At 64.5% G+C, this 22578-nt stretch carries 18 protein-coding genes; 3 read left to right on the top strand and 15 right to left on the bottom strand.

From position 1 onward, the window contains the following. Window positions 1–8: 8 nt before the first annotated feature. From QN397_RS12065 to QN397_RS12030, 8 genes are all read right to left on the bottom strand, one after another. Entirely contained in the window at window positions 9–1586 is a 1578-nt protein-coding gene (locus QN397_RS12065; RefSeq protein WP_323500962.1) for an ABC transporter substrate-binding protein, read from the bottom strand. 139 nt (window positions 1587–1725) lie between these two features. Next, a complete protein-coding gene (locus QN397_RS12060; RefSeq protein WP_323497859.1) occupies window positions 1726–2541 on the bottom strand; it encodes an ABC transporter permease subunit in 816 nt (271 codons plus the stop codon). Further along, window positions 2534–3322: a taurine ABC transporter ATP-binding protein gene (locus tag QN397_RS12055; protein WP_323497858.1), complete on the bottom strand. Its 789-nt coding sequence runs from the start codon at window positions 3320–3322 to the stop codon at window positions 2534–2536. The genes QN397_RS12060 and QN397_RS12055 overlap by 8 nt, the downstream gene beginning before the upstream one ends. 43 nt (window positions 3323–3365) lie before the next feature. Then, a complete protein-coding gene (tauA, locus tag QN397_RS12050) occupies window positions 3366–4361 on the bottom strand; it encodes a taurine ABC transporter substrate-binding protein (RefSeq protein WP_323497857.1) in 996 nt (331 codons plus the stop codon). Between the two features lie 191 nt (window positions 4362–4552). Continuing rightward, the gene (locus QN397_RS12045) at window positions 4553–4954 is read right to left on the bottom strand and encodes a hypothetical protein (RefSeq protein ID WP_323497856.1); all 402 of its coding nucleotides are present in this window, start codon (window positions 4952–4954) and stop codon (window positions 4553–4555) included. Window positions 4955–4960: 6 nt separating this feature from the next. Next, window positions 4961–5662 (bottom strand): DUF433 domain-containing protein, encoded by a 702-nt coding sequence (locus QN397_RS12040; RefSeq protein WP_323497855.1) that lies wholly within the window; start codon window positions 5660–5662, stop codon window positions 4961–4963. A 69-nt stretch (window positions 5663–5731) separates the two neighbouring features. Continuing rightward, on the bottom strand, window positions 5732–8800 hold the full coding sequence (gene uvrA / locus QN397_RS12035; RefSeq protein WP_323497854.1) for an excinuclease ABC subunit UvrA: 3069 nt from the start codon (window positions 8798–8800) through the stop codon (window positions 5732–5734). 46 nt (window positions 8801–8846) lie between these two features. Continuing rightward, window positions 8847–10262, bottom strand: a complete 1416-nt coding sequence (locus QN397_RS12030) for a chloride channel protein (protein WP_323497853.1) — start codon at window positions 10260–10262, stop codon at window positions 8847–8849. A 116-nt stretch (window positions 10263–10378) separates the two neighbouring features. On the opposite strand from QN397_RS12030, the gene ssb reads away from it, so the two are divergent. Further along, window positions 10379–10897, top strand: coding sequence for a single-stranded DNA-binding protein (ssb, locus tag QN397_RS12025; protein WP_323500961.1), 519 nt, complete (start codon window positions 10379–10381; stop codon window positions 10895–10897). Window positions 10898–10944: 47 nt separating this feature from the next. Here the strand turns inward: ssb and QN397_RS12020 are convergent, their stop codons facing one another. Continuing rightward, on the bottom strand, window positions 10945–11367 hold the full coding sequence (locus QN397_RS12020; protein ID WP_323497851.1) for a BLUF domain-containing protein: 423 nt from the start codon (window positions 11365–11367) through the stop codon (window positions 10945–10947). A 208-nt stretch (window positions 11368–11575) separates the two neighbouring features. On the opposite strand from QN397_RS12020, the gene QN397_RS12015 reads away from it, so the two are divergent. Continuing rightward, complete coding sequence (locus QN397_RS12015) at window positions 11576–12580, top strand: LLM class flavin-dependent oxidoreductase (protein WP_323497850.1); 1005 nt, start codon at window positions 11576–11578, stop codon at window positions 12578–12580. A 17-nt stretch (window positions 12581–12597) separates the two neighbouring features. Here QN397_RS12015 and mnmA read toward each other — a convergent pair whose 3' ends face one another. The 6 genes from mnmA to QN397_RS11985 form a co-directional block, all read right to left on the bottom strand. Further along, the gene (gene mnmA / locus QN397_RS12010; RefSeq protein ID WP_323497881.1) at window positions 12598–13698 is read right to left on the bottom strand and encodes a tRNA 2-thiouridine(34) synthase MnmA; all 1101 of its coding nucleotides are present in this window, start codon (window positions 13696–13698) and stop codon (window positions 12598–12600) included. Between the two features lie 58 nt (window positions 13699–13756). Further along, on the bottom strand, window positions 13757–15478 hold the full coding sequence (locus QN397_RS12005) for a long-chain fatty acid--CoA ligase (RefSeq protein WP_323497849.1): 1722 nt from the start codon (window positions 15476–15478) through the stop codon (window positions 13757–13759). 112 nt (window positions 15479–15590) lie between these two features. Next, window positions 15591–16079: an NUDIX hydrolase gene (locus tag QN397_RS12000; protein WP_323497880.1), complete on the bottom strand. Its 489-nt coding sequence runs from the start codon at window positions 16077–16079 to the stop codon at window positions 15591–15593. A 10-nt stretch (window positions 16080–16089) separates the two neighbouring features. Continuing rightward, complete coding sequence (locus QN397_RS11995; protein ID WP_323497848.1) at window positions 16090–18522, bottom strand: CHASE2 domain-containing protein; 2433 nt, start codon at window positions 18520–18522, stop codon at window positions 16090–16092. Between the two features lie 21 nt (window positions 18523–18543). After that, complete coding sequence (locus QN397_RS11990) at window positions 18544–20295, bottom strand: FecR domain-containing protein (protein WP_323497847.1); 1752 nt, start codon at window positions 20293–20295, stop codon at window positions 18544–18546. Then, a complete protein-coding gene (locus QN397_RS11985) occupies window positions 20292–21020 on the bottom strand; it encodes a response regulator transcription factor (RefSeq protein WP_187053463.1) in 729 nt (242 codons plus the stop codon). Before QN397_RS11985 ends, QN397_RS11990 begins: the two co-directional genes overlap by 4 nt. A 405-nt stretch (window positions 21021–21425) precedes the next feature. Between QN397_RS11985 and QN397_RS11980 the strand changes: the two genes are divergently transcribed. Next, window positions 21426–22568 carry a Re/Si-specific NAD(P)(+) transhydrogenase subunit alpha gene (locus QN397_RS11980; RefSeq protein ID WP_323497846.1) on the top strand — a complete coding sequence of 381 codons (1143 nt, stop codon included), beginning with the start codon at window positions 21426–21428 and terminating at the stop codon, window positions 22566–22568. Window positions 22569–22578 lie beyond the last annotated feature (10 nt).

Here is a 22578-nt window from a genome sequence, read left to right as displayed (position 1 = left end):
GGTTGCGATCAGTTGGCCGCTTCGGGCGCCCAGTGGGTGTCGTTGAACGGCGCGGCCGTGCCCCAAAAACCGGCAGGCAGATCGACCAAACCTTTTCGCATCACGGTCTGGTACCGCAGGACCGTCAGCGGGAGGATGGGCACGTCGTCCATCGCAATCTTTTGGAACTGCGCGTAGATGCGTTCGCGCTTCTGCGGATCGATCTCGACCGAGCCGGCGTCCAGCAGGTCGTCCACGATCGGGTTGCGATAGTTCGCGTTGTTGGCGTACGGGAGCGGCTGGATGTTGGCGGACGAGTACTGCGGCGCGACGCCGAACGCCGGGTCGCCGAAATTGAACAGCGACACCATGGTCATGTCGAAATCGCCGCTGCCCGTGGCCTTGAGCCAGCTGACGAAGTCGGAGGCCCGCACGTCGACGTCGATGCCCACCTTGCGCAGCTGCGAGCGGATGTATTCGGCGCCGTTCTTGTGATAGTCCACATTGCCCGGCGGGTAGTGCATGGTGAGCTTGATGCGGATGCCGTCCGCGCCCGGCTTGAGGCCGGCTTCGTCCAGCAGCGCGGCTGCTTTCTTGAGATCGGTGGCGTAGGTCTCGACCTGGTCGGTATAGAACGGCGTGGTCGGCGCCAGCGGGCTGTAGGCCACCGTCGTGACGCCGCCGAGCAATGCCTTCGCGATGAAGGGTCGATCGATTGCATAGGCGATGGCCTTGCGCACCCGCGCGTCGTCGAGCGGCTTGTGGCGCAGGTTGAACATCAGGTTGTTGAGCGGACCGATACCGCCGTAACCCTCCGATGTCATCGTGAAGCGCTTGTCGGTCGACAGGCGCTTGATGAGGCGCCAGTCGTACATGTAGGGAATCATGTCGATCTCGCCCCGCTCCAGACCGAGCACCAGCGTCTGCAGGTCGGAACCGGCCTTGAACACGATGCGCTCCAGCTTGGGCTGGCCGAGGAAGAACTTGTCGAAGCGCTCCAGCGTCACGTACTGGCCGGCCTTGAACTCGGCCAACTTGTAGGGGCCGGAGCCCACGGCCCCCGTGGTGTTGGCTGGATTCATGCGGATGTTGCCCTGGCCATAGACGTGCTCCGGCAGGATCGGCAGGAACGGGCTCGACATCGCCAGCACGATCGATGGCGCCGGACGGTCGAGTTGCACCACCACTGTGTAGGCGTCGGGCGTGCGCACCTCGGTGATCGCATTGAACTTGGAGACGCGGCCGGCCAGGCCCTTGACCGTCAGGATCGAGAACTTCACATCCTTCGAAGTGATCGGCTTGCCGTCGTGGAAAAGACCGTTCTCGACCAGCTTGAGCGTGAGCGTGCGCTGGTCGGCCGACCAAGCCCACGACTTGGCGAGATAGGGCTGCGGCTTGCCTTGCGCGTCGAAGCGCAGCAGGCTCGCGAACACCTGCGAGCCGGTCACCGTGCTGGTGTAGTCGGGGTTCAGCGCCTGGTTGAGCGACAGCGTCGGACGGTACATGCCGACCACCAGCGTGGTGGGATCGGCAGCCAGGGCGGCGGACGCAGCCAGCGCGGCGAGCAACAAGACCGCACGTTGCGCGACGAATGAAATCAATTTCATAAATGCTCCAGAAAAAGGCGCTGAGAGCGCCAGTCGATTCAGTCACGCAAGATGCGTTCCAGGCGAAAGTCCAGGATTTCGGGATTGCGCCGAAAAATGAAATCAATCCCAATTTTGCAGGTTTTCAAGGTTTTGTCCATCAGATCCTGCCCTTCCACGGCACGACCCTGCGCTCGACCCAGCGCATCAACAGATCGAACAAATAAGCCACCACCCCGATCACGATGATCCCCATGATCACGATGTCGGTGCGCAAAAAGTTCGACGCGTTCAACACCATCTGCCCGAGCCCGAGGTTGGCGGCGACCATCTCTGCCGCGACCAACGTGGTCCAGCCGAAGCCGATGGCGATGCGCATGCCGATCAGGATGTCGGGCATGGCCGACGGCAGGATCACGTGGCGGATCACCTGCAGGTAGCTGGCGCCCATCGAGTACGCGGCGTTGATCTGTTCTTGCGACGCACTTCGCATGCCGGCGCGTGCGGCCAGTGCCAGCGGTGCGAAGCAGCTCAGGAAGATCAGCAGGACCTTCGGCACTTCGTCGATGCCGAACCAGATGATGATGAGCGGCAGATAAGCCAGCGGCGGCAGCGGCCGGTAAAACTCGAGCGGCGGGTCGAAGATGCCGCGCATCACGCGCGACATGCCCATCGCGATGCCGATCGGGATGGCCGTCACGCACGCGAGGATGAAGGCCGCGAACACGCGGAACATGCTCGCCAGGAAGTGCTGCCACAACGGCTTGTCGTTGGCCGTGCCCATCAGGTATTCGTAGAACTGCTGGAACACCGCTTGCGGTGTGGGCAGAAAGAGCGGCTTGACCCACCCGAGGTTGGTGATGGCGAACCAGATCGCGATCAACACCACCACGGTGACCACGCTGATGCCGGCGCTGTTGCCTTCGCCCGGCACCTTGAAGCGCGTGGTCTTCGGTGCGATGACCAGATCAGACATGTGTAGCCTCCCGGTGATGAATGATGGCGAGCACTTCTTCGCGCATGCGGATGAACTCCGGCTCCGACTTGACCTTGCGCGCGTCGCCGTGCGCGAGGAACTGCCGCGAAAACGGCACGTCGTCGTAGACATGCGAGATGCGGCCGGGGCTTGGGCTCATCACGATCAGCCGCGTGCCCAGAAACAGCGCCTCTTCGACCGAGTGCGTGATGAAGAAGACCATCTTGTTCGACGCTTGCCAGGCGTGCAAAAGAATCTCTTGCACCGTCTCGCGCGTGAAGGCATCGAGCGCACCCATCGGCTCGTCCATCAGCAGCAAGGCCGGGTCGCTCGCGAGTGCACGCGCAATGCCGACGCGCTGCTGCATGCCGCCCGAGAGTTCATAGACCGCGCGGTCGCCGTACTTCTCCAGGCCGACCAGCGCCAGCTTGGCATCGGCAATGGCATCGCGCTTCGACGTGTCCATGCCGCCGAAGCGCAGGCCCAGCGCGACGTTGTCGCGCACGTTGAGCCAGGGCATCAGCGCATGCTTCTGGAACACCACGCCGCGGTCGGCGCCGGGGCTGACGATGGGTTTATCGTCGAGCAAAATCTCGCCGCTCGATGGCGGCAAGAAGCCCGCGATGCAGTTGAGCAGCGTGCTCTTGCCGCAGCCCGATGCACCCAGCGCGACCACGAAGTCGCCGTCGTGCATCGTCAGGTTGACGGGCGCCAGCGCCTGCAACGAGCCGCCCTTGATGGCGTAGTGGACCTCGAGGTCGCGGATGTCGAGCGTGGGCATCGCGTGCTCCTTCGGTGATGTGGCGACCTGGTGTGGCGACGCGTTACTTGGCCATCGCCTTCTGCACGTACGCAGTGGTCACGAATGCGCCGTAGTCGGGCTTCACTTCCTGCACGCGGCCTTGCTCTTTCAGGAATGCGGCGGTGCCGGCCATGGCCTTGGCAGCGCCACCGCCGAGCCATGTCGGCGAGACCTGTTCGGCCATCGTCGGGAAGGTGTAGAGCGCCATGGCAGGACCGACATCGGCTGGGTTCGCCTTGGTCCACTTGGCCATCGCCTTGGTCTGTGAAGACTCTGCCGTCCAGCTCTTGCCGGACGCTTTGTATTCTTCGTTGGCGCGGTTCAGCGCCTTGACGAAAGCGATCATGAACGGCTCGTTGGCCTCGGCCCACTTGGCGTTGACGATGATGCCTTCGAAGGTCGGTGCGCCCTTCTTGCCGATGGTGCCGGAGGTCGCGATGACCTTGCCGTTGCTCTTGATCTTCGACAGCACCGGGTCCCAGATGAAGGTCGCGTCGATGTCGCCGCGTTCCCATGCGGCCGCGATCTCGGGTGGCCGCATGTTCATCACGTTGACCGCTTTGCCGTCGACGCCGTCCATCTTCATGCCGGCCATCAGCTGGTAATGCGCGGTCGAGACGAATGGCGTCGCCACCTTCTTGCCGACCAGGTCCTTCATGCTCGTGATGTTGGAGCCGTTGCGCGCCACCAGCGCTTCGGCATCGGCGATGTCGGCGGAGATCCAGAACAGCTTGATGTCCTGCCCCTGGCTGGCCGCCGCGGTCAGTGGGCTGGAGCCGGCTTCGCCCATCTGCACGTCGCCGGAGGCCATGGCGCGGATCACATCGCCACCACCGGCGAACATGCGCCAGTTGATCTTGTAGCCCGTGGCCTTCTCGACCTCGCCCGACTCCATGACCAGGCGCAACGGCACCAGCATGTCCTGGTGCGCGAAGGTCACTTCCTTGGTCTGTGCAAGGGCGGCGCCACTGGCGGCGAGCGACAGAACGGCGAGCGAAAAGAACCGGTTCAGCTTCATGAAAAAACTCCTGTGAGTCGACATCCGAATGCGCTCACGACGACCGTGAGACGCTCCGATGCGGACTGTGCAGGCAAGGGCCGCGCCCGTGAAGGTCCAGCACCAAAGCGTGTTTGGAGCCAGCTTGAAACAGCGCACCGTCTTGTTGGTGCGCGGGTCGCGCGGCTGCACTCGCGCGGTGCGCGAATATGTCAAGCCGATAGCTTGCGTCTGCTCACTTCACCGGATCGAGTGATCGAAAAAAGCGCAGGCGGTTGGTTCACGTTTGCTTGCCGAACGATCTCGGGATACGCGGCACAAACTATGCGCCCCGTTTCTTCAGCGGTGAGACCGCCCTGGCTCAACACGAACATCATCAGCTTCGCCTCCACAAGGGCCCGGTGCTCGTTGATCCGATAGCGAATGCGTTGATCGCGGGTGAGGATCAACCAGCCGTTGTCTTTGACGGCCGTGAGCCAGACTTCGTCAGGAGTGTCGTGCTTGAAATGGCGGTTGTGCGGTACATACGGGATACCTGCTGCGTCAAGCGCGGCGCCCAACTTGCCGCTCCATGCGCAACGGTCAATGAAGAGGACTGATTGGTCTGCGACCAAGACGTGTCAGGCGGCCAGCCTTTGAGCGAAACGGAGAGCCTCGTCGATGTCGGTCTCGGCAACGCCATAGTCCTGCGCCATCTCCGCGACGGAGTCGCCCGCCATGAAACGGTCGCTGATTACGGCAGTCATGACGCCCGCATTCAACAGAATGGGCCGCCCGAACGAAATCTGCGGATCGATCGCAACCGCTTTGGGTTGCTGCGACACGTCCGGAGAAATTCGGCTGTACGGAAACAGTCGAACCGGCCCACCTTGCGCGCTTCGGTCGATCCGTGCCAACGCCTGCTGAAACTCGCCGCGCAAAGCAGTCTGCCCGTCGCGCGAAACGTTGATGAGCTGCGAAGCCTTCTCGATGAAAAGATCGACGCCGTTCGTCATGAACTCTTGAGCAATCAGCGGGCGGTCTTGTTGGAGTTGCTTGCGCACATAGTCGAGACTGCTCCGCACAGTTGCCATGTTGATGAGGTGGTGTCTGCGAATGACAGCCAGCACATGCAGTTCGCACAGGTTGGTAAAGGACAAAAACCGGCCGGTCTCGTCGGCCGGGCTCACCAATGGCTTGAAGCTGCGGCCCGCACCACTTCCCTGACCGAAGCACCACGCCCCGATCGTCGTCTTCGGAACGCCCAGCACGGCGGCGACTTCGGAGGCTTTGTATGCCGGCTGCTCGGCCGGAGGGATGCGGTGGTTGAAGGTGCGCTCCATGGGGTTAGGTTTTGTCGCCAGATGCCGATTGGGCCTACGAAAGGCAAATTGTGCAACGGCTCTCGAAGGCTACAGCAGCCGCTTCAAATACCGCCCCGTATGACTCGCCTCGTTCGCAGCGATGTCCTCCGGCGTGCCTTCACCCACCACCTCGCCGCCGCCGGCGCCGCCCTCCGGCCCCATGTCGATCAGCCAGTCGGCGGTCTTGATGACGTCCAGGTTGTGCTCGATCACCACGATGGTGTTGCCGGCGTCGCGCAGCTGGTGCAGCACCTTCAGCAGCAGCTCGATGTCGGCGAAGTGCAGACCGGTGGTCGGCTCGTCCAGGATGTAGAGCGTGCGGCCGGTGTCGCGCTTGCTGAGCTCCAGGGCAAGCTTCACGCGCTGCGCCTCGCCGCCAGACAGCGTGGTCGCCGACTGGCCTAGCTTGATATAGCTCAGGCCCACGTCGAGCAGCGTGTGCAGCTTGCGCGAAATGGTCGGCACGGCTTTCAGAAACTCGTGCGCCACCTCGACCGTCATGTCGAGAATCTGCGCGATGTTCTTGCCCTTGTATTGCACCTCGAGCGTTTCGCGGTTGTAGCGCTGGCCGTGGCAGACCTCGCACGGCACGTACACGTCCGGCAGAAAGTGCATCTCTACCTTGACCACGCCGTCGCCCTGGCAGGCCTCGCAACGTCCGCCCGCCACGTTGAAGCTGAAGCGCCCTGGGCCGTAGCCGCGCTCGCGCGCGGTGTTGGTCTCGGCCATGAGTTCGCGAATCGGCGTGAAGAGGCCGGTGTAGGTGGCCGGATTGCTGCGCGGCGTGCGCCCGATGGGCGACTGGTCGACGTTGATGACCTTGTCGAAGTACTCGATGCCTTCGATCGCCTCGTGCGCTGCCGGCTCGTCGTGCGCGCGGTACAGCGTGCGGGCGACCGCGCTGTAGAGCGTGTCGTTGACGAGCGTCGACTTGCCCGAGCCCGACACGCCCGTCACGCAGGTGAGCAGGCCGACCGGGAAAGCGACGCTGACATTCTTCAGGTTGTTGCCGGTCGCGCCGATGACGCGGATTTCCTGCAGCTCGCTTTGCGAAGCCAGGTGCGCCGCCTCCCGCGCGGCGCGGCGTTCGGCTGCCGGGCTCGGCGCAAAGCGCGACTTCTTGCCGTCGTTGAAAGCCGCCTTGGCGACCACCGGAAGCCATGCCGTGCGGTGTTTCGGCACCGCGATTTCTCTGACGCCCGACAGGTACTGGCCCGTGAGCGACTCGGGGTTGGCCGCCACTTCCGCATACGTGCCTTGCGCCATCACGCGGCCACCGTGCACGCCGGCGCCCGGACCCATGTCGATCACGTGGTCGGCGGCGCGGATCATGTCTTCGTCGTGCTCGACCACGATCACGCTGTTGCCGATGTTGCGCAGGTGCTTGAGCGTGCCGATGAGCCGGTCGTTGTCGCGCTGGTGCAGGCCGATGCTCGGCTCGTCCAGCACGTACATCACGCCGGTAAGGCCCGAGCCGATTTGCGATGCCAGCCGGATGCGTTGTGATTCGCCACCCGACAGCGTCTCGGCACTGCGGTCGAGGCTCAGGTAGTTGAGTCCGACGTCGTTGAGAAACTTCAGCCGCAGTCCGATTTCCCGCACGATCTTGTCGGCGATCTCGGCCTTGGAGCCGCGCAGTTGCAGCGTCTGAAAGTACGCGAGGCATTCGCGCAGCGTGACGTGGCTGATCTCGAAGATGGGCGTACGCGTCGGCTCGCTGCCGTCGGCCGGCGGTGCGCTGACCAGGAACACATTGCGCGCCTCGCGCCGCAGCCGCGTGCCGCCGCAGTCGGGGCACGGCTGCATGTTGCGAAAGCGCGTGAGTTCGTCCCGTACCAGCACCGAATCGGTCTCCCGAAAGCGCCGCGCCATGTTGGGGATGATGCCTTCGAAGGGATGCTTGCGCGACAGCTTCTTGCCGGCCTGCTGGCCGCTTTCCATCGCGTAGCTGAACTTGATTTCTTCTTCGCCGGAACCTTGCAGCACGGCGTTCTGGACGGCGGCGTCGAGCGATTCGAAAGGTGCGTCGATATCGAACTTGTAGTGCTTGGCCACGCTCTCCAGCATGCTGAAGTAATAGCCGTTGCGGCGGTCCCAGCCTTTGATGGCGCCACTCGCCAGCGACAGCGACGGGAACGCGACCACGCGCGCCGGGTCGAAGAACTCGCGATGGCCGAGGCCGTCGCAAGTCGGGCAGGCGCCGACTGGTGAGTTGAAAGAGAAGAGGCGCGGTTCGAGTTCGGCCAGCGAGTAGTGGCAGACCGGGCAGGCGAACTTGGCGTTGAAGAGGTGCTCTTTGGGCGCGGCGGCGTTGCTCGCCGGCGTGATGTTCGTCGCGCTGTCTTCGCCCTCGGGCGTTTCCATTTCGAGTGCGATGGCACGGCCGTCGGCCAGTCTCAGCGCGGCCTCGAAGCTCTCCGCCAGCCGCTGCTGCATGTCGGGCCGCGCGCGCAGCCTGTCGATCACCACGTCGATGTCGTGCTTCTCGGTCTTCTTGAGCTTGGGCAGGTCGTTGTATTCGTAGGTTGCACCATCGACCCGGAAACGCACGTAGCCGGCAGCCTGCATCTCTGCGAACAGGTCGAGGAACTCGCCCTTTTTCTCGCGCGCGACCGGCGCCAGGATCATCAGCCGCGGCTCGCCGGGCAGGGCGATGGTCGCGTCGACCATTTGCGATACCGTCTGCGCTTGCAGCGGCAAGTGGTGATCGGGGCAATAGGGAGTGCCGGCGCGTGCGTACAGCAGGCGCAGGTAGTCATGGATCTCGGTGACGGTGCCCACGGTGGAGCGCGGGTTGTGGCTGGTCGCCTTTTGCTCGATGCTGATCGCGGGGCTCAGGCCTTCGATGACATCGACGTCGGGCTTGTCCATCAGCTGCAAAAACTGACGCGCGTACGCCGATAGGCTTTCGACGTAACGCCGCTGGCCTTCGGCATAGAGCGTGTCGAACGCCAGGCTCGACTTGCCCGAGCCGGACAGGCCGGTGATGACCACCAACTTGTTGCGCGGGATGTCGAGATCGACGTTTTTCAGGTTGTGCGTGCGGGCGCCGCGAATGCTGATGCGCTGTTGTGCGAGCACGGCGCCGAGGTAGGCATCGTCAATGGGGGAGTTCACGGGCAGTCCGTTTTGGGCAACCGAGCATGATAAGTCGCTCAGGCTGTCAGTGCGATGGCGGGGCTTCGGTCGGTTCCGGTGCCAGCAAAGGGGGCACGGAAAGCGGTGCTTCGGCAGCGTCGTCCGTCTCGTCCGGCGCGACCGGCAAGTTCGTGCCGATCGCAGTCGCCACCATGTGATCGGCCAAGGTGTCGTACAGCGGCCGGCTGATCATTCGCGAGACCAGGCTGGCTAGCATGGCCGCCGCCATCAGGCTCAGCACCATCGCATGGCCGTCGACCATTTCCATGACGATGATGAATGACGTCAGCGGCGCCTGCGTGACCGCCGCCAGGAATGCTGCCATGCCCATGGCGATCAGCGCAGGGCCCATGTCGGCCTGTGCGATTTGCGCGACGGCACTGCCGATGCCGGCACCGATCGACAGCGACGGCGCGAAGATGCCGCCTGGCACGCCGCACCAGGCCGTGAGCCAGGTGGCGATGAACTTGAGCAAGGTGTAGAGCGGCGTGAGCGCGTCGTGGCCTTCGAGCATGCGTTTGACAGCCTCCGAGCCGGCGCCGAAGGTCACGCCGCCAGTGACCAGTCCGATGACGGCGATGACCAGTCCACCGACCGCCGCGAAGCGAATCGGATAGCGCGCCCGCAAAAGGTTGAGCCGTTCCGGCACACCGGTCAGCGAAGCGATAAGCAGCCGCGAAAAGAGCCCGCCCGCCACGCCGCTGATCAGCACGATCAGCAGGCCGGGCCCAAGCGAATCCCAGCCCAGCCGCGGCACCTTGATGATGCCGAAATAGCTCAGGTTGCCAAAGGCCGACACGGCCACCAGGCCGGCCAGCACGATGGCCGTCATGATCAGTCCGCTGGCGCGCGATTCGAGCCGACCCGACAGTTCTTCGATGGCGAACACCACACCGGCCAGGGGCGCGTTGAAGGCGGCGGCGATACCGGCGGCGCCACCGGCGATGAGCAATGCGCGCGTGTCGATGGCGCTGTGAGGCGACAGCCAGCGTCGTGCGTGCTGCATGACGCCGGCTGCGACCTGCACCGAAGGGCCTTCGCGCCCGAGCGACAGACCCGCAGCAAAACCCGTCATCGTGAGGGCGAGCTTGGCTGCGCTGAGCCGCAGCGAGACGAAGATGCGGCGCCGGTCTGGCGGCAATGCCGAATGCAATGCCGCCTTGACCTGCGGGATGCCGGACCCGCTGGCGCCAGCAAAGAAACTGCGTGTGGCCCACACGATGAACGCCGTCAGCAGCGGCGTGACGACGAGAACAGCCCAGGGCCACGCGGTGAAAAAGCGATGAAAGCCCTTGAAGGCCCAGTCGCTGGCGATCGTGATGCCGACGACCGAGAGGCCCGCCGCGATCGCGTAGCTGAGCACGACGGCCCGATCGAGCCAGCGACGGCCGCCGGAAAGCTCGGCGCGCAGGTGCTGGAAAAAGTTGGGCTCGGCGTTCATCGACAACCGCAATTGTCACCCGTCAGTCACCACGACTTTGCGCGGCCCGGCGGCAGACGCATGGGGCACAATTCCTCTTTTCCTTCTCCTTCAATCCTTCATCAGGGGCAGTGCACATGGCATCGGTCAATAAAGTCATCCTCGTCGGCAATCTCGGGCGCGATCCCGAAAGCCGCACCTTTCCCAGTGGCGATCAGGTCTGCAACGTGGCCATCGCGACCACCGACAAGTGGAAAGACAAGTCCAGTGGCGAGATGAAGGAGGCGACCGAGTGGCACCGCCTCGTTTTCAACGGCAGGCTGGCTGAAATTGCCGCGCAGTACCTGCGCAAGGGCTCGCAGATCTACGTCGAAGGACAGATTCGGACCCGCAAGTTCACCGACAAGGAAGGCGTCGAAAAGTTCGCGACCGAGATCCGTGTCGACCAGATGCAAATGCTCGGTAGCCGGCAGGGTATGGGCAGCCCGCAAGGTGGTGGCGACGACGACGGCGGCTATTCGCAAGGTGGCGGCGGCGGCGGCTACGCACCGCGCGCTCCGGCGGCTGCGCCTCGCGCACCCGCTGCGGCGCCGCGCCAGGCGCCTGCCAAGTCGTCGTCCGGCTTCGACGACATGGACGACGATATTCCGTTCTAGATCGGACCTTTTAAAGCCGAGTGCTGCTTTTTTGACGTCGCTGCGTCTCAGGACGCCGGTGCGTCGACCGTTCGACCTTCGGCAATGAGCTCGGCGATGCGCGTCATGACCAGCGCCCCGCCCGGAGAGTAGGGATCGAAGTCCGGCCAGATGATTTTTGTCTGCGGATCCACGTCGGACAGGTTCACATGCGCCATGGACCACTCACCGTAGTGGCGCTTGGTAATGCTTTCGCAATGGATCAGCTCCAGGTCGGTGTGGCGTGGGTCCGCAAAGATGCGTGAATACAGGCGCGTTACCAGGCCACGCTCGCCTTCGAGCACCTGCAGGAACACCCCTTGGCCCTCGCAGAGCACGCCGGTAATACCGTTCTGCGTGTTCCAGGCGTGGGCCGTGCGCAAGATCGCGTCGGTCAGTGTGGTTGATTGCAGATCGACCACTTTGCTTACATAGATCAAACGTATGAGCACGATTTTTGACGTCTTTGTAGTGGGTGAACCGGGACGAAAAAGACAGCGCCAAGCCTCGAAGCATGGGTTTTTGCGCCACGAAGCAGACTAGCGGTTGGCGCGATCCCGTGTTCGACCGGGGGCATCGGCTCGGCGGGCACCTACTAATGCCTGGGGGAAAAATTCTCGCACCCGTTGGAAATCGCCGGTTCGGACCAAAATACAAGCCATGGCTTCGACATCCACCCCCCTTTCGATCCTCGATCTCTCCCCCATCACTGAAGGCAGCGACGCCGGGCAGTCGTTCCGTAATTCGCTGTCGCTTGCGCAGCTCGGTGAAAAGCTGGGCTACCGGCGCTACTGGCTGGCCGAACACCACGGCATGCCGGGGATCGCCAGCGCGGCGACGGCGGTGCTGTTGGCATACATCGGCGCGGGCACCTCTACCATCCGCATCGGCGCCGGTGGCGTCATGTTGCCGAACCATTCGCCGTTGGTGATCGCTGAGCAGTTCGGCACGCTCGAATCGCTCTATCCGGGCCGCGTCGATCTTGGCCTGGGCCGCGCGCCGGGCTCCGACCAGCGCACCGCGCAGGCGCTGCGGCGCAATCTGGAATCGGACTCGGACCAGTTTCCGCAAGACGTGGTCGAGTTGATGGATTTCATGTCGAAGGAGCCGCGGCAAGCCGTGCGCGCGGTGCCTGGTCAGGGGCTGGAAGTGCCGATCTGGATTCTGGGATCGAGCACCTTCGGCGCCCAGTTGGCGGCGCACCTCGGCCTGCCCTATGCCTTTGCGTCGCACTTTGCGCCGCAGCAAATGATGCAGGCGATCCGCATCTATCGCGAGACCTTCAAGCCATCGGCGCAGCTGCAAAAGCCGCATGTGATGCTCGGCTTCAATGTGTTCGTGGCCGACACCGATGCCGAGGCTGAATTCCGTGCCAGCTCATGGCAGCAAGCGTTCGTGAATCTGCGCAGCGGACGGCCGGGACGCCTGCCGCCGCCAGTCGAAGGCTATCGGCAACGCGTCGGCCCGTCGGAAAACGCGCTGCTCGATTCGGTGTTGTCGTGTTCGGCCGTCGGTTCGCCCGAGACGGTGCGCGCCGGCGTCGATGCCTTCATCGCGCGCACGGGCGCCGATGAATTGATGATTACCTCGCAGGTGTTCGACCATGCGGCGCGGCTGCGGTCTTACGAGTTGCTGGCGGGACTGCGCGAGACGGCGGCTGCCTGACTTGGCCGCGTGATCCGCTAGACGATCACGCCGCCGCCGAGGCACACGTCGCCGTCGTACACGACGGCTGACTGGCCGGGCGTCACCGCCCACTGCGGCGCGTCGAACGCCAGGCGAAACGCCTGGTCGGTGCCCTTGTCAAGCTCGCATGCCGAGTCGACCTGCCGATAGCGCGACTTCGCCGCATAGTCGCCTGTTGCGGGCGCAGCACCCGCCACCCAGCTCGCATCGTCGGCTTCCAGCAGATTCGACAGCAGCCATGGATGCTCGTGCCCCTGCACGACCCACAAGGTGTTGTGCTCGATGTCCTTGCGCGCCACGAACCACGGCGCGTGGTCGCCCGCACCGCGCTGCGCACCCTTGGCCTTGATGCCGCCGATGCCCAGGCCTTGCCGCTGGCCGAGCGTGTAGAAGCTCAGGCCCTGGTGCTCGCCGATAGTGCGGCCGCGCTCGTCCTTGACCGGACCTGGCGCCTTCGAGATGTAGCGATTGAGGAATTCGCGAAACGGCCGCTCGCCAATAAAGCAGATGCCGGTCGAGTCTTTCTTCTTCGCGTTGGGCAAACCGATCTCGTCGGCGATGCGGCGCACTTCGGTCTTGTGCAGCTCGCCGACCGGGAACAGCGTCTTCGACAGCTGCTGCTGGTTCAGGCGGTGCAAAAAGTAGCTCTGGTCTTTGGAGGCGTCGAGGCCTTTCAACAACTCGTGCTTTTGCGTCGCATCGTCGAAGCGGACGCGTGCGTAGTGTCCCGTCGCGATTTTCTCGGCACCGAGCCGCATCGCGTGATCAAGAAAGGCCTTGAACTTGATCTCGGCATTGCACAGCACGTCGGGGTTGGGCGTGCGGCCGGCCTGGTATTCGCGCAGGAATTCGGCGAAAACACGGTCTTTGTAGTCGGCCGCGAAGTTGACGTGTTCGATCTCGATGCCGAGCACGTCGGCCACGCTGGCGGCGTCGATGAAGTCGATGTTCGAGGAGCAGAACTCGCTGTCGTCATCGTCTTCCCAATTCTTCATGAAGATGCCGACGACCTCGTGGCCCTGCTGTTTCAGCAGGTGCGCCGTCACCGCGGAATCGACTCCGCCCGACAGGCCCACCACGATGCGCTGCTTTTTCAACATAGGGGAAGGATTGTCCCAGTGTTGCGGTGCACGGGGGCGCCGTGCGGATTTGTGATCAGGCCGTCGCGCGCTTGCGGGTTTCCTCTTCGACCAGGTCCTTCTTCGACAGCTTGCCGACGGCCGTCTTCGGCAGCTCTTTGCGCACTTCGAGGAATCCGATCATTTCGTGCTTGCCAAGGCGGTCTTTCAGGAAGGTCTTGAGCGCATCGAGTTCGAGCGGTTCCGCGTCAGCCTTGAGCACGACGAAGGCTTTGGGCGACTGTCCGCGGTACTCGTCGGGCACGCCGATCACGCAGACCTCCGCGACCGACGGATGCTCGTAGATGGCTTCTTCGAGCACGCGCGGGTACACGTTGAAGCCGCCGCACAGCAGCATGTCCTTGGTGCGGTCGACGATGTAGAGGAAGCCATCGGCATCGAACCTGGCGACGTCGCCACTGCGGAAGTAGCCGTCGGGCGTCATCGAGTCGGCCGTGGCGCCGGGGTTGTTCCAGTAGCCGAGCATCACGTTCGGCCCTTTCACGCACAGCTCGCCCGGCTCGCCGGTGGCGACCTCTTCGCCGGAGCCGTCGAGCGCCAGCAGCTTGATGAGGATGCCCGGCAGCGGCATGCCACACGAGCCCGCCTTGCGTGCACCGCGTGCCGGCGTGAAGGTGCCCGAGGGCGAGGTCTCGGTCATGCCCCAGCCTTCGTTCAGGTGGCAGCCGGTCATCTCGAAGAAGCGCTGCTCTACCTCGACCGGCAGCGGTGCGCCGCCGGAGCCGCAGAACTTGAGCGAGGTCATGTCGGTCTCTTTGGCCTTGGGGTGCGACAGCATCGCCGTGTACATCGTCGGCACGCCCGGAAATACGCTGATCCTGCCCACCGATATCTCGCGCAGCACCGCGTCGATGTCGAACTTGGTGTGCAGTACCAGCGCGGCGCCGAGCCGCATGCCGAGCAGCATCGCCGCGCTCAGCGCGTAGATGTGAAAGAGCGGGAGCACGATCAAAAAGCGCTCCACGCCTTCGTCCAGGATGGGTGGATTTCCTTTGGTCGATTCGAGGTACTGCGCGCTCGCCGCACCCAGGTTGGCGTGGGTCAGCATTGCGCCCTTGGGAAGGCCGGTGGTACCGCCCGTGTACTGCAGCACGACGACTTCTTTCTTTAGGTCGCCGAGCGGATGCCGCACGACACCCGCGCCGTCGTTCTCGAGCAACTGCGCAAACGACATGTGCTTTTCGTCGACCGGCACCGGCGCCAGCATCCCGGCGCCCTGCAGCATCGCGCTGACCTTGTCGGGTGCGCCGCTGTATTCGGCGAGGCTGCCGACCACCAGCTTCTTCAGGCGCGAACTCGCCAGAATGCGCGCCATCTGCGGGTACAGCACGGCCAGGTCGAGCGTGACGAGGATGTCGGTCTGGCTGTCCTCGACCTTGTGCGCCAGCACGCGCTCGACATCGAGCGGCGAATAGTTGACCACCACGCCGCCGGCCTTCAGCACACCGAAAAACGCGATCGGATAGTGCGGCGTGTTCGGCAGGAAGAGCCCCACATGCACGCCCGGCTTCACGCCGAGTGCCTGGAAGCCCTTGGCCGCACGATCGCTCAACTCGTCCATTTCGCGGTAGCTGATGACGCGGCCCATGAACTCGATGCAAGAGTTGTCGGGCCAGCGTGCTGCGGCGTCTTCGAGAAACTGCGCGACCGGCTTGAGGGCCAGCTCGGCGTCCCAGCGCATGCCGGGCGGATACGACGTCGTCCAGGGGGTTTTTCCGGGCGTGGCGGCTTCTGTCATGTCGTCTCCAAAGGTCACTTCTTGAAGACCCCATTGTGGAAGCGCGTCTGGGTCGACAAGCGCCGCTGGGCTCGGGGCTTTCCCGTATGCGCGGCCGATAAATCCCGAACGTCTACAGCTTTTTCAGCGACGCGACGGACGTGTCGACATGCACCAGGTCCAGCGGAAAGCGCCGGCCGGCCAGGTAGTCGTCGATGCACTGCATCAGCAGTGGGCTGCGGTGGCGCTCGACGTTGCCGCGGAGTTCTTCCGCCGTCATCCACAGCGTGCGCACGATGCCGTCGTCGAGCGTGCGGTCAGCTTCGAAAGCGCCCAGCGTGCCTGCAAATGCGAAGCGCAGGTAGGTTACGTCGTCACCGTTCGTCTTGCGCGTGGCGCGCGCCATGTAGATGCCGACCAAGGCAGTCGGCACGAAGTGGTGCGCCGTTTCTTCGAGCGTTTCGCGGACGCATCCTTCGGCGGGCGATTCGCCTGGGTCGAGGTGGCCGGCGGGCGTGTTGAGCTTCAGTCCGTCGCCGGTGTGTTCTTCGACGAGCAGGAACCGGCCGTCGCGTTCGATCACGGCCGCCACGGTGACGTTGGGTTTCCAGCGCTCGGCCATGGTCATCGGGTCACTCCTGCACGTCTTTTCTCAATTCTTCTAGTTCGGCAGCAGTCGGCCTGGGGAGCACCAGCGTCACGGTGCAGCCGGCATTGGCCGCGCTGTCGATCTCGATCGTTCCGCCATGACGATGCACGGCGGTGCGCACCAGCAGCAAGCCCAAACCGACACCGTGCACGTCGGGGTGACTGTCGCGGTGGAGCCTGTTGAACGGCTGGAACAACTGCGACTGTAGCTCCGGCGGGATGCCAGGCCCCTGGTCCTGAACGCCAATGCGCCATGTCGGGCCGGAGTCAGCTTCGGCTTCGACAAGGCTGCAGCGCAGATCGGCGCCCGGTGGCGAGTACTTGAGCGCATTGCTCAGCACGTTGGTCAGCGCCCGGGTGAGCAAACTCCGGTCGGCGGTGCAGGGTGCGTCTTCCAGCGCAGTGGTCAGAAGCACCCGCACTTTGCGCTGCCGCGCCGCGATCCATGCGTCATCGATGGCCATCTGCATCAGCGCCACGAGATCGAGTATTTCCGCGCGGAACGGCTGGGCTTCGGCACGGGCGAGGTTGACGAAGCCATCGGCCAGTTCGAGCCCGGTTCGCGCATGGCGCTCGATGCGCTGGAACAGCGCGTCACCTTCGAAAAGTTCGGGGCGTGTGCGCGCCAACTCGATGGTGGTCAGTATCGACGCGCTCGGTTCGCGAATGTCGTGCGAGATGAAGCGCAAGGCTTCGTCGCGCTGGCCCTGAGCGCGGCGCATCTTGCTGATGTCGACCAGCGCCACCATCCAGCCGGCATGCGCGTTGGTATCGTCAAAGAACGGCACGCAGCGCAACAGCAACGAATGGCCCTTTGGGTCTTCGCCTTCGCCCATGATCGGCTGCACACCGTTCAACAAGGCGCCGGTCGGCATCATCGGGGCGCCCGTCGTGCGCCAGCGCAGGTCCGCGAGCAACCGGTGCGCATCGCGGCCGAACAGGCCGGTGGCATCGGTTTGCCAATATCGCTGCGCAGCGATGTTGGAGATCATCACTCGGCCGCGGCCGTTCAGAATCATCGTCGCGTCGGGCAGATGGTCGATGCCATCGCGCACGAAGCGATGCAGGTCGCGCATGCGCTGTGCGGCGGCCGATGTGGCGGCCATTTGCCGATCCAGAAAGTCGCCACGTCCCGGCCTCGGCGGCGGCAACGGCACCGTACCGCCCTTGAAATCGAGCGCCAGCTGCTCGGTTTCCCAACGCAGGTAACTCAGCGCGGCATACAGGCGCAAAAAGCTCCACAGCGGATAGACCAACAGCAAGCCCGCGAAGCCCGCCGCCGGCGCAAACTGAACGCCCACCCAGGGCCACGTCGCGTTCAGCCCGAGGCGCAGCGCGAGCATGGCGCCGATCAACGCGATCACGCCGACGGGCCGCAGCCAGAGCAGTCCGAAGAGCGCCACGGCGAGCGGCAAGAGGTTGTAGGCAAGGTCTTGCCAGATCGACGCGTCGACCACGCGCCGCCCGCGCAGCACGCCCTCGAGCACGTCGGCAAAGATCTGCACGCCGGGGGTGAGGCCGGTCACGCTAGGCGCCGTCGTGGCATAGGCATCACCCATGCCGACCGCGGTGGCGCCGACGAGCACGTACTTGTCCCTGAAAACATCGGGCGCGACGCGACCTTGCAGCACATCGACGTACGACACCGTGACAAAGGGCTGCTCGCCGCGCGCGAACACGACCAGCTCATGCTGCTCGCGCAGCCATGGCAAATTGCTTTCAATGGCCGGCAACGGCGGACGCGGCGGCGGCGCCTGGCCTTTTTCGTACGCCAGCGCGGCGTCGTGCAGCGCGACGACGAAGTGCGGCCAGGGGCGGCCCTCGAAACCTTCGCGCATGTAGACGCTGCGGGTGATGCCATCCTGGTCGAGCGACAGATGCGCATGGCCGACGGCATTGGCCGCACGGGCCAGCAGGGGCGTCGGCAGTAGTTCTTTCTGCGTTTGCTGGCCGACCGATTGCAGCGCCATCGGCAGCACCACACAACCGCTGTCCTGCATGGCCTGCGCCAGCACGGCATCGTCGGCGGCGTAAGTCGAATCCTGTTCCGGCAGCAGCAAGTCAAAGCCGATACAGCGCGGGTTTTGCGCCGCAATGCGCCGCAGCGCTTCGGCATGCAGGGCGCGTCGCCAGGGCCAGCGGCCGATGGCCGCGAGCGACTTTTCGTCGATCGCGACGATGACCACGTTGCCGGATGGTTTCTGTTCGAGCGGCGCGCCGGTGTTTTCTTGTAGCAGACGATCGAAGCGCGGCAGCGGCTGGGTCAGCGTGAGCTCGGTCACGAGTGCGAGCAGGCCGACAGTGAGCACCAGCCAGGCGCCGCGGCGACGCCAGTAGCGTTGAAGCGCTTTGCGGAACGGCGTTTGCGGTGCGGGGTCCGAGTCGCCGGGCAGCAAGGGCGCAGGCGTTGTCGCCATGGTGGAAAACGGGCCCGCGGCTCAGGGCCGGGCGAGCGGTTCGCCGTCGCCGCTGACGACGCCGCCGCCGGTCGAGGTCCGCACCACGCCGCCGATGCGCAGCAAACGTGGCGGCGAATACGGCCCTTCGGCACCCGATGCGTCGCGTGCCCGGAGTCGCACGTAGTAGGCGCCACGCTCGACGCCGTTGATGGTCCAGCGCGGCGCCTTCAGATCAGCTTCGAGGACGATTTGTCGGAAGGCCTCGTCTTTGGCGATCTGGCCGTGAAAGCTGTGACCCGCCACAGCGCTCCAGTTGAGCGTCGGGGAGTCGCCGGCATCCGCCACGTCCAGCGTGCCGACCTTGGGTGTCGCGATGAGCGAGAAGCGCTGGGGCGTCGCGAACGGGCCGTGTCCCGGGCCGGGCGTCTGCACCGAGGCCACACGCCAGTAGTAGTCGCCGAGCGGCAGCGTTGCCAGGCCGAGTCGGCAACGGGACAGCCCCGGCTGATCGACCTCGGGCTGCGAAAAATCAGCGCGGCTCGAAACCTGCAGATGGACTTCGGTGCCGGCCACTTCAGAGCACACGAGTTGCGCGGCCTCGCTGGTCACGCGTGCGTCGGGCGCGGGGCTTTGATACAGCGGTGGCACCGGGTGCGCGTGGACGCGGATGCTGCGTCTGGCCTCCGCGCCGGCCAGTCCTTCGGTGTCGACCGAGCGAATCCCCAGCATGTAGTCGCCATCGTCGAGCGCGACGAACTTCACTGCGCGGCCGGCGAACATGCCATCGCGCAGCACTTCGCGAAAGGTGTTGTCGCGGGCGATGCGGACTTCGTGGCGTGTGGACGCCTCGCTTTCGCCCAGGTCAAAGACGAGCTGGTCGGCGTCCTGGTACTCGGCTGGCAAGGCGGTGAGGTCCGGTGCGGCCGGTAAGGCGCGGCGCTCTCCAAATTTGCCCTTGCCGTCGACGAGCACGCCCTGGCCTGCGGTGATGGTGGTCTTTCGGGAAGCACCGCGCGCGGGCTTGCGCGCCTGCACCGCCACCGTGCCTTCGCTGACCGTGGTGCCGGTGCGGCCATCGACCCCGACAGCGACATCGAAGTGCGTGCCGCGTACGCTGGCCACGGCGCCGGGCGCATGGATTTCGAAGACGCGGCCCTTGGGTTGTTTGGAGACTTCGGACTCGACCTTACCGCCGCGCACGTCGATGATCGATTCGAAGCTGTCGGAGGCCGCGCCGCGCCGGCGCAGACGTTTGAGTTCGACGTCGGAACCGGCCAAAATGCGCACGATCGAACCGTCTGCCAGTCGAAGCAGAAGGTAGCCGTCTTCAGGCACCTTTATTTGTGCGCCTTCGACGAGGGTGTTGCCGATCGCCAGCGGCTCGGCAATGGCGCTGGCAGGTGCCGGCACGCCAAGCGCGCCTTTGGCCGGTTTGCGGCGCGGCGCGGCCGTATCAGCTGCTGCCGCGCTGATCGCTGTGGTCGAGCCCCTGACGAATTCGACCCGTGCGTTGATGGCAGCGGGCTTCATCAGACGCGCCGGAATCTGCAGCATCGTGCCGACGGCGATCTTGTTCGGGTCTTGAATGCGGTTGAGCTTTTGCAGCAGCGGCCATTGCTTGGGCGACCGCAGGTAAATTGCTGCGATCGATGGCAGGGTCTGGCCCTCTTCGACCCGATGGGTCGTGAACCCGTCGGGCCCACGTGCCCAACTCGGGCTCGCGGCCAGGGCGACCAGCGCTGCGGCCAACAGCGGCGCGGCGCAGGCGCCGCGCCATTGCACTCGCCTCATGAAGGCGTGCCGAGGGCGGTGCGAACGTCTGAAAAGCTGTCGGCCTCCAGCGCTTCGAGCCGATAGCCAAGACCATAGATGGCCGACAGCAAAAAGCCGTTGGCCGGACGCAGGTCGAGCTTGCTGCGAAGGCGTGACACGTGAGTGTCGAGCGAGCGCGAAGCCGGTTCCGGCCCGAGTCCCCAAACGGCTTCACGCAAATGCTCGCGTGACAGCAGCCGGCCCATGTTCTGAAACAAGAAAAGCGCAAGTTCGTACTCGCGGTGCTTCAGTTCGACGGCCTTGTTGTTGACTTCGAGGCTGCGCGATTGTGGAAAGAAATGGTATGGCCCAAAGACCAGTTCCGACTCGAAATGCGCCGGATAGGCCCGGCGCAACAGCGCCTGCACGCGGGCCTTGAGCTCGCCGACGCGGATCGGTTTGACCATGAAGTCGTCGGCACCGGCGCCGAGGCCTTCGACCATGTCGGCCTCTTCGCGCCGGTTGGTCACGAACAGGATCGGTAGCCGGCTCGCGAGCTCTTCGCGAATCCAGCGCACGACTGTCGGGCCTTCGACGTCCGGCAGGCTCCAGTCGAGAACCAGCAAGTCGAAGGTCTGCGTCCGGAGGTCGCGTAACAGCGTCCTCGCGTCCGCATAGCCGTGGCATTCGTGGCCGATGCCATCCATCGTGTGTTGAATCAGCTCGAGCTGACCCGCTTCGTCGTCAAGCGCCGCAATTCTCATTTTTTGAGCTCCCTGCTAACCGATTTCTACTGACCTAATGCGGCCTTGAACCGCTGCGCGCATGTTAACGACGGGCCTCCTGGAACAACTGTTAACTACTCCACGGATAGATGACCGTGCGGATAACAAATGTCATCAGCCGAGAACTAGTGCGCTTTGGCTATCTTGGTTTCCCAACATAGCCAGGGCAGCCAGCGCAACGCCATGATGTGCGGCCCTGTCAGTCGCGCGTCCCGTGCAATCTGCCCGGGATAGACGTCCAGTTGCTATCATTTAAATAGCAATGGGAAGAGGCTGGCCGGGCGGTTTGGTGCTCTGGCGTCCGCGTAACCGCTTAGCCGCCGGGCCGGAGTCTTGCGGTAAGCTCTGCCCGCATTCCGCGACCCCTGCCCTGAGGAGACTTCTATGCTGATAGGCGTACCCGCCGAAACGACGGCGGGTGAAACCCGAGTGGCCGTCACCCCCGAGACGGTCAAGAAACTATCGGCACTGGGCCACAGCTTGCGCGTGCAGTCCGGCGCCGGCGTGGCAGCCAGCGTGACCGACGCGGCCTATGAGGCGGCTGGCGCCGAGATCGTCGATGCCGCGGGCGCCTACGCCGCGGAGATGGTTCTGAAGGTGCGCACGCCTTCCGACAGCGAAGCCGCCCTGATGAAGCCCGGCACGGTCCTCATCGGCATGCTCAACCCTTTCGACGCCACCGGCCTGCAGCGCATGGCCACGGCGGGCCTGACCGCCTTCGCGCTCGAAGCCGCCCCGCGCACCACGCGCGCCCAAAGCATGGACGTGCTGAGCTCGCAAGCCAACATCGCCGGCTACAAGGCAGTGATGATCGCCGCCGACAAATACCAGCGCTTCTTTCCGATGCTGATGACCGCCGCCGGCACCGTCAAGGCCGCCCGCGTGGTGATCCTCGGCGTCGGCGTAGCCGGCTTGCAGGCCATCGCGACGGCCAAGCGCCTGGGCGCGGTGATCGAGGCGTCAGATGTGCGCCCGAGCGTCAAGGAACAGATCGAGTCGCTCGGCGGCAAGTTCATCGAAGTCTCGTACGACACCGACGAAGAGAAGGAAGCGGCAGTAGGCGTCGGTGGCTACGCCAAGCCGATGCCTGCGAGCTGGCTGGCGCGCCAGCAGATCGAAGTGGCCAAGCGCGTGGCGCTGGCGGACATCGTGATCAGCACCGCGCTCATCCCCGGCCGCGCCGCACCGACGCTCATCACCGAGGACATGGTCAAGGCGATGAAGCCCGGCTCGGTGATCGTCGACATCGCCGCCGGCAAGGGACCGGACGGCGTGGGCGGCCTTACCGGAGGAAATTGTCCGATTTCCGAACCCGACAAGACGGTGGTCAAGCATGGTGTGACGATCGTCGGCGAAACCAACCTGGCGGCACTGTTGTCGGCCGATGCCTCGGCGCTCTATGCGCGCAACGTGCTCGACTTCGTGAAGCTGATCGTCACCAAGGACGGCGCGCTCAAGATCGACCTGGAAGACGACATCGTCGCCGCCTGCCGTGTGTCGCATGACGGCCTGGTCACCAAAAAATAACGAGGAGAAG

Origin of the sequence: Variovorax sp. RTB1 (assembly GCF_035018765.1) — a bacterium.
GTDB lineage: Bacteria > Pseudomonadota > Gammaproteobacteria > Burkholderiales > Burkholderiaceae_C > Variovorax.
Note: the sequence above shows the minus strand (reverse complement) of the source record. Positions and strands in the feature narration are given on the sequence as shown.

Excerpts from the sequence above, each read along its gene's own strand:
- QN397_RS12065 (WP_323500962.1), bottom strand. The coding sequence starts at position 1,586 with ATGAAATTGATTTCATTCGTCGCGCAACGTGCGGTCTTGTTGCTCGCC.
- QN397_RS12060 (WP_323497859.1), bottom strand. The coding sequence starts at position 2,541 with ATGTCTGATCTGGTCATCGCACCGAAGACCACGCGCTTCAAGGTGCCG.
- QN397_RS12055 (WP_323497858.1), bottom strand. The coding sequence starts at position 3,322 with ATGCCCACGCTCGACATCCGCGACCTCGAGGTCCACTACGCCATCAAG.
- tauA (WP_323497857.1), bottom strand. The coding sequence starts at position 4,361 with ATGAAGCTGAACCGGTTCTTTTCGCTCGCCGTTCTGTCGCTCGCCGCC.
- QN397_RS12040 (WP_323497855.1), bottom strand. The coding sequence starts at position 5,662 with ATGGAGCGCACCTTCAACCACCGCATCCCTCCGGCCGAGCAGCCGGCA.
- QN397_RS12030 (WP_323497853.1), bottom strand. The coding sequence starts at position 10,262 with ATGAACGCCGAGCCCAACTTTTTCCAGCACCTGCGCGCCGAGCTTTCC.
- ssb (WP_323500961.1), top strand. The coding sequence starts at position 10,379 with ATGGCATCGGTCAATAAAGTCATCCTCGTCGGCAATCTCGGGCGCGAT.
- QN397_RS12015 (WP_323497850.1), top strand. The coding sequence starts at position 11,576 with ATGGCTTCGACATCCACCCCCCTTTCGATCCTCGATCTCTCCCCCATC.
- QN397_RS12005 (WP_323497849.1), bottom strand. The coding sequence starts at position 15,478 with ATGACAGAAGCCGCCACGCCCGGAAAAACCCCCTGGACGACGTCGTAT.
- QN397_RS12000 (WP_323497880.1), bottom strand. The coding sequence starts at position 16,079 with ATGGCCGAGCGCTGGAAACCCAACGTCACCGTGGCGGCCGTGATCGAA.
- QN397_RS11995 (WP_323497848.1), bottom strand. The coding sequence starts at position 18,522 with ATGGCGACAACGCCTGCGCCCTTGCTGCCCGGCGACTCGGACCCCGCA.
- QN397_RS11990 (WP_323497847.1), bottom strand. The coding sequence starts at position 20,295 with ATGAGGCGAGTGCAATGGCGCGGCGCCTGCGCCGCGCCGCTGTTGGCC.
- QN397_RS11985 (WP_187053463.1), bottom strand. The coding sequence starts at position 21,020 with ATGAGAATTGCGGCGCTTGACGACGAAGCGGGTCAGCTCGAGCTGATT.
- QN397_RS11980 (WP_323497846.1), top strand. The coding sequence starts at position 21,426 with ATGCTGATAGGCGTACCCGCCGAAACGACGGCGGGTGAAACCCGAGTG.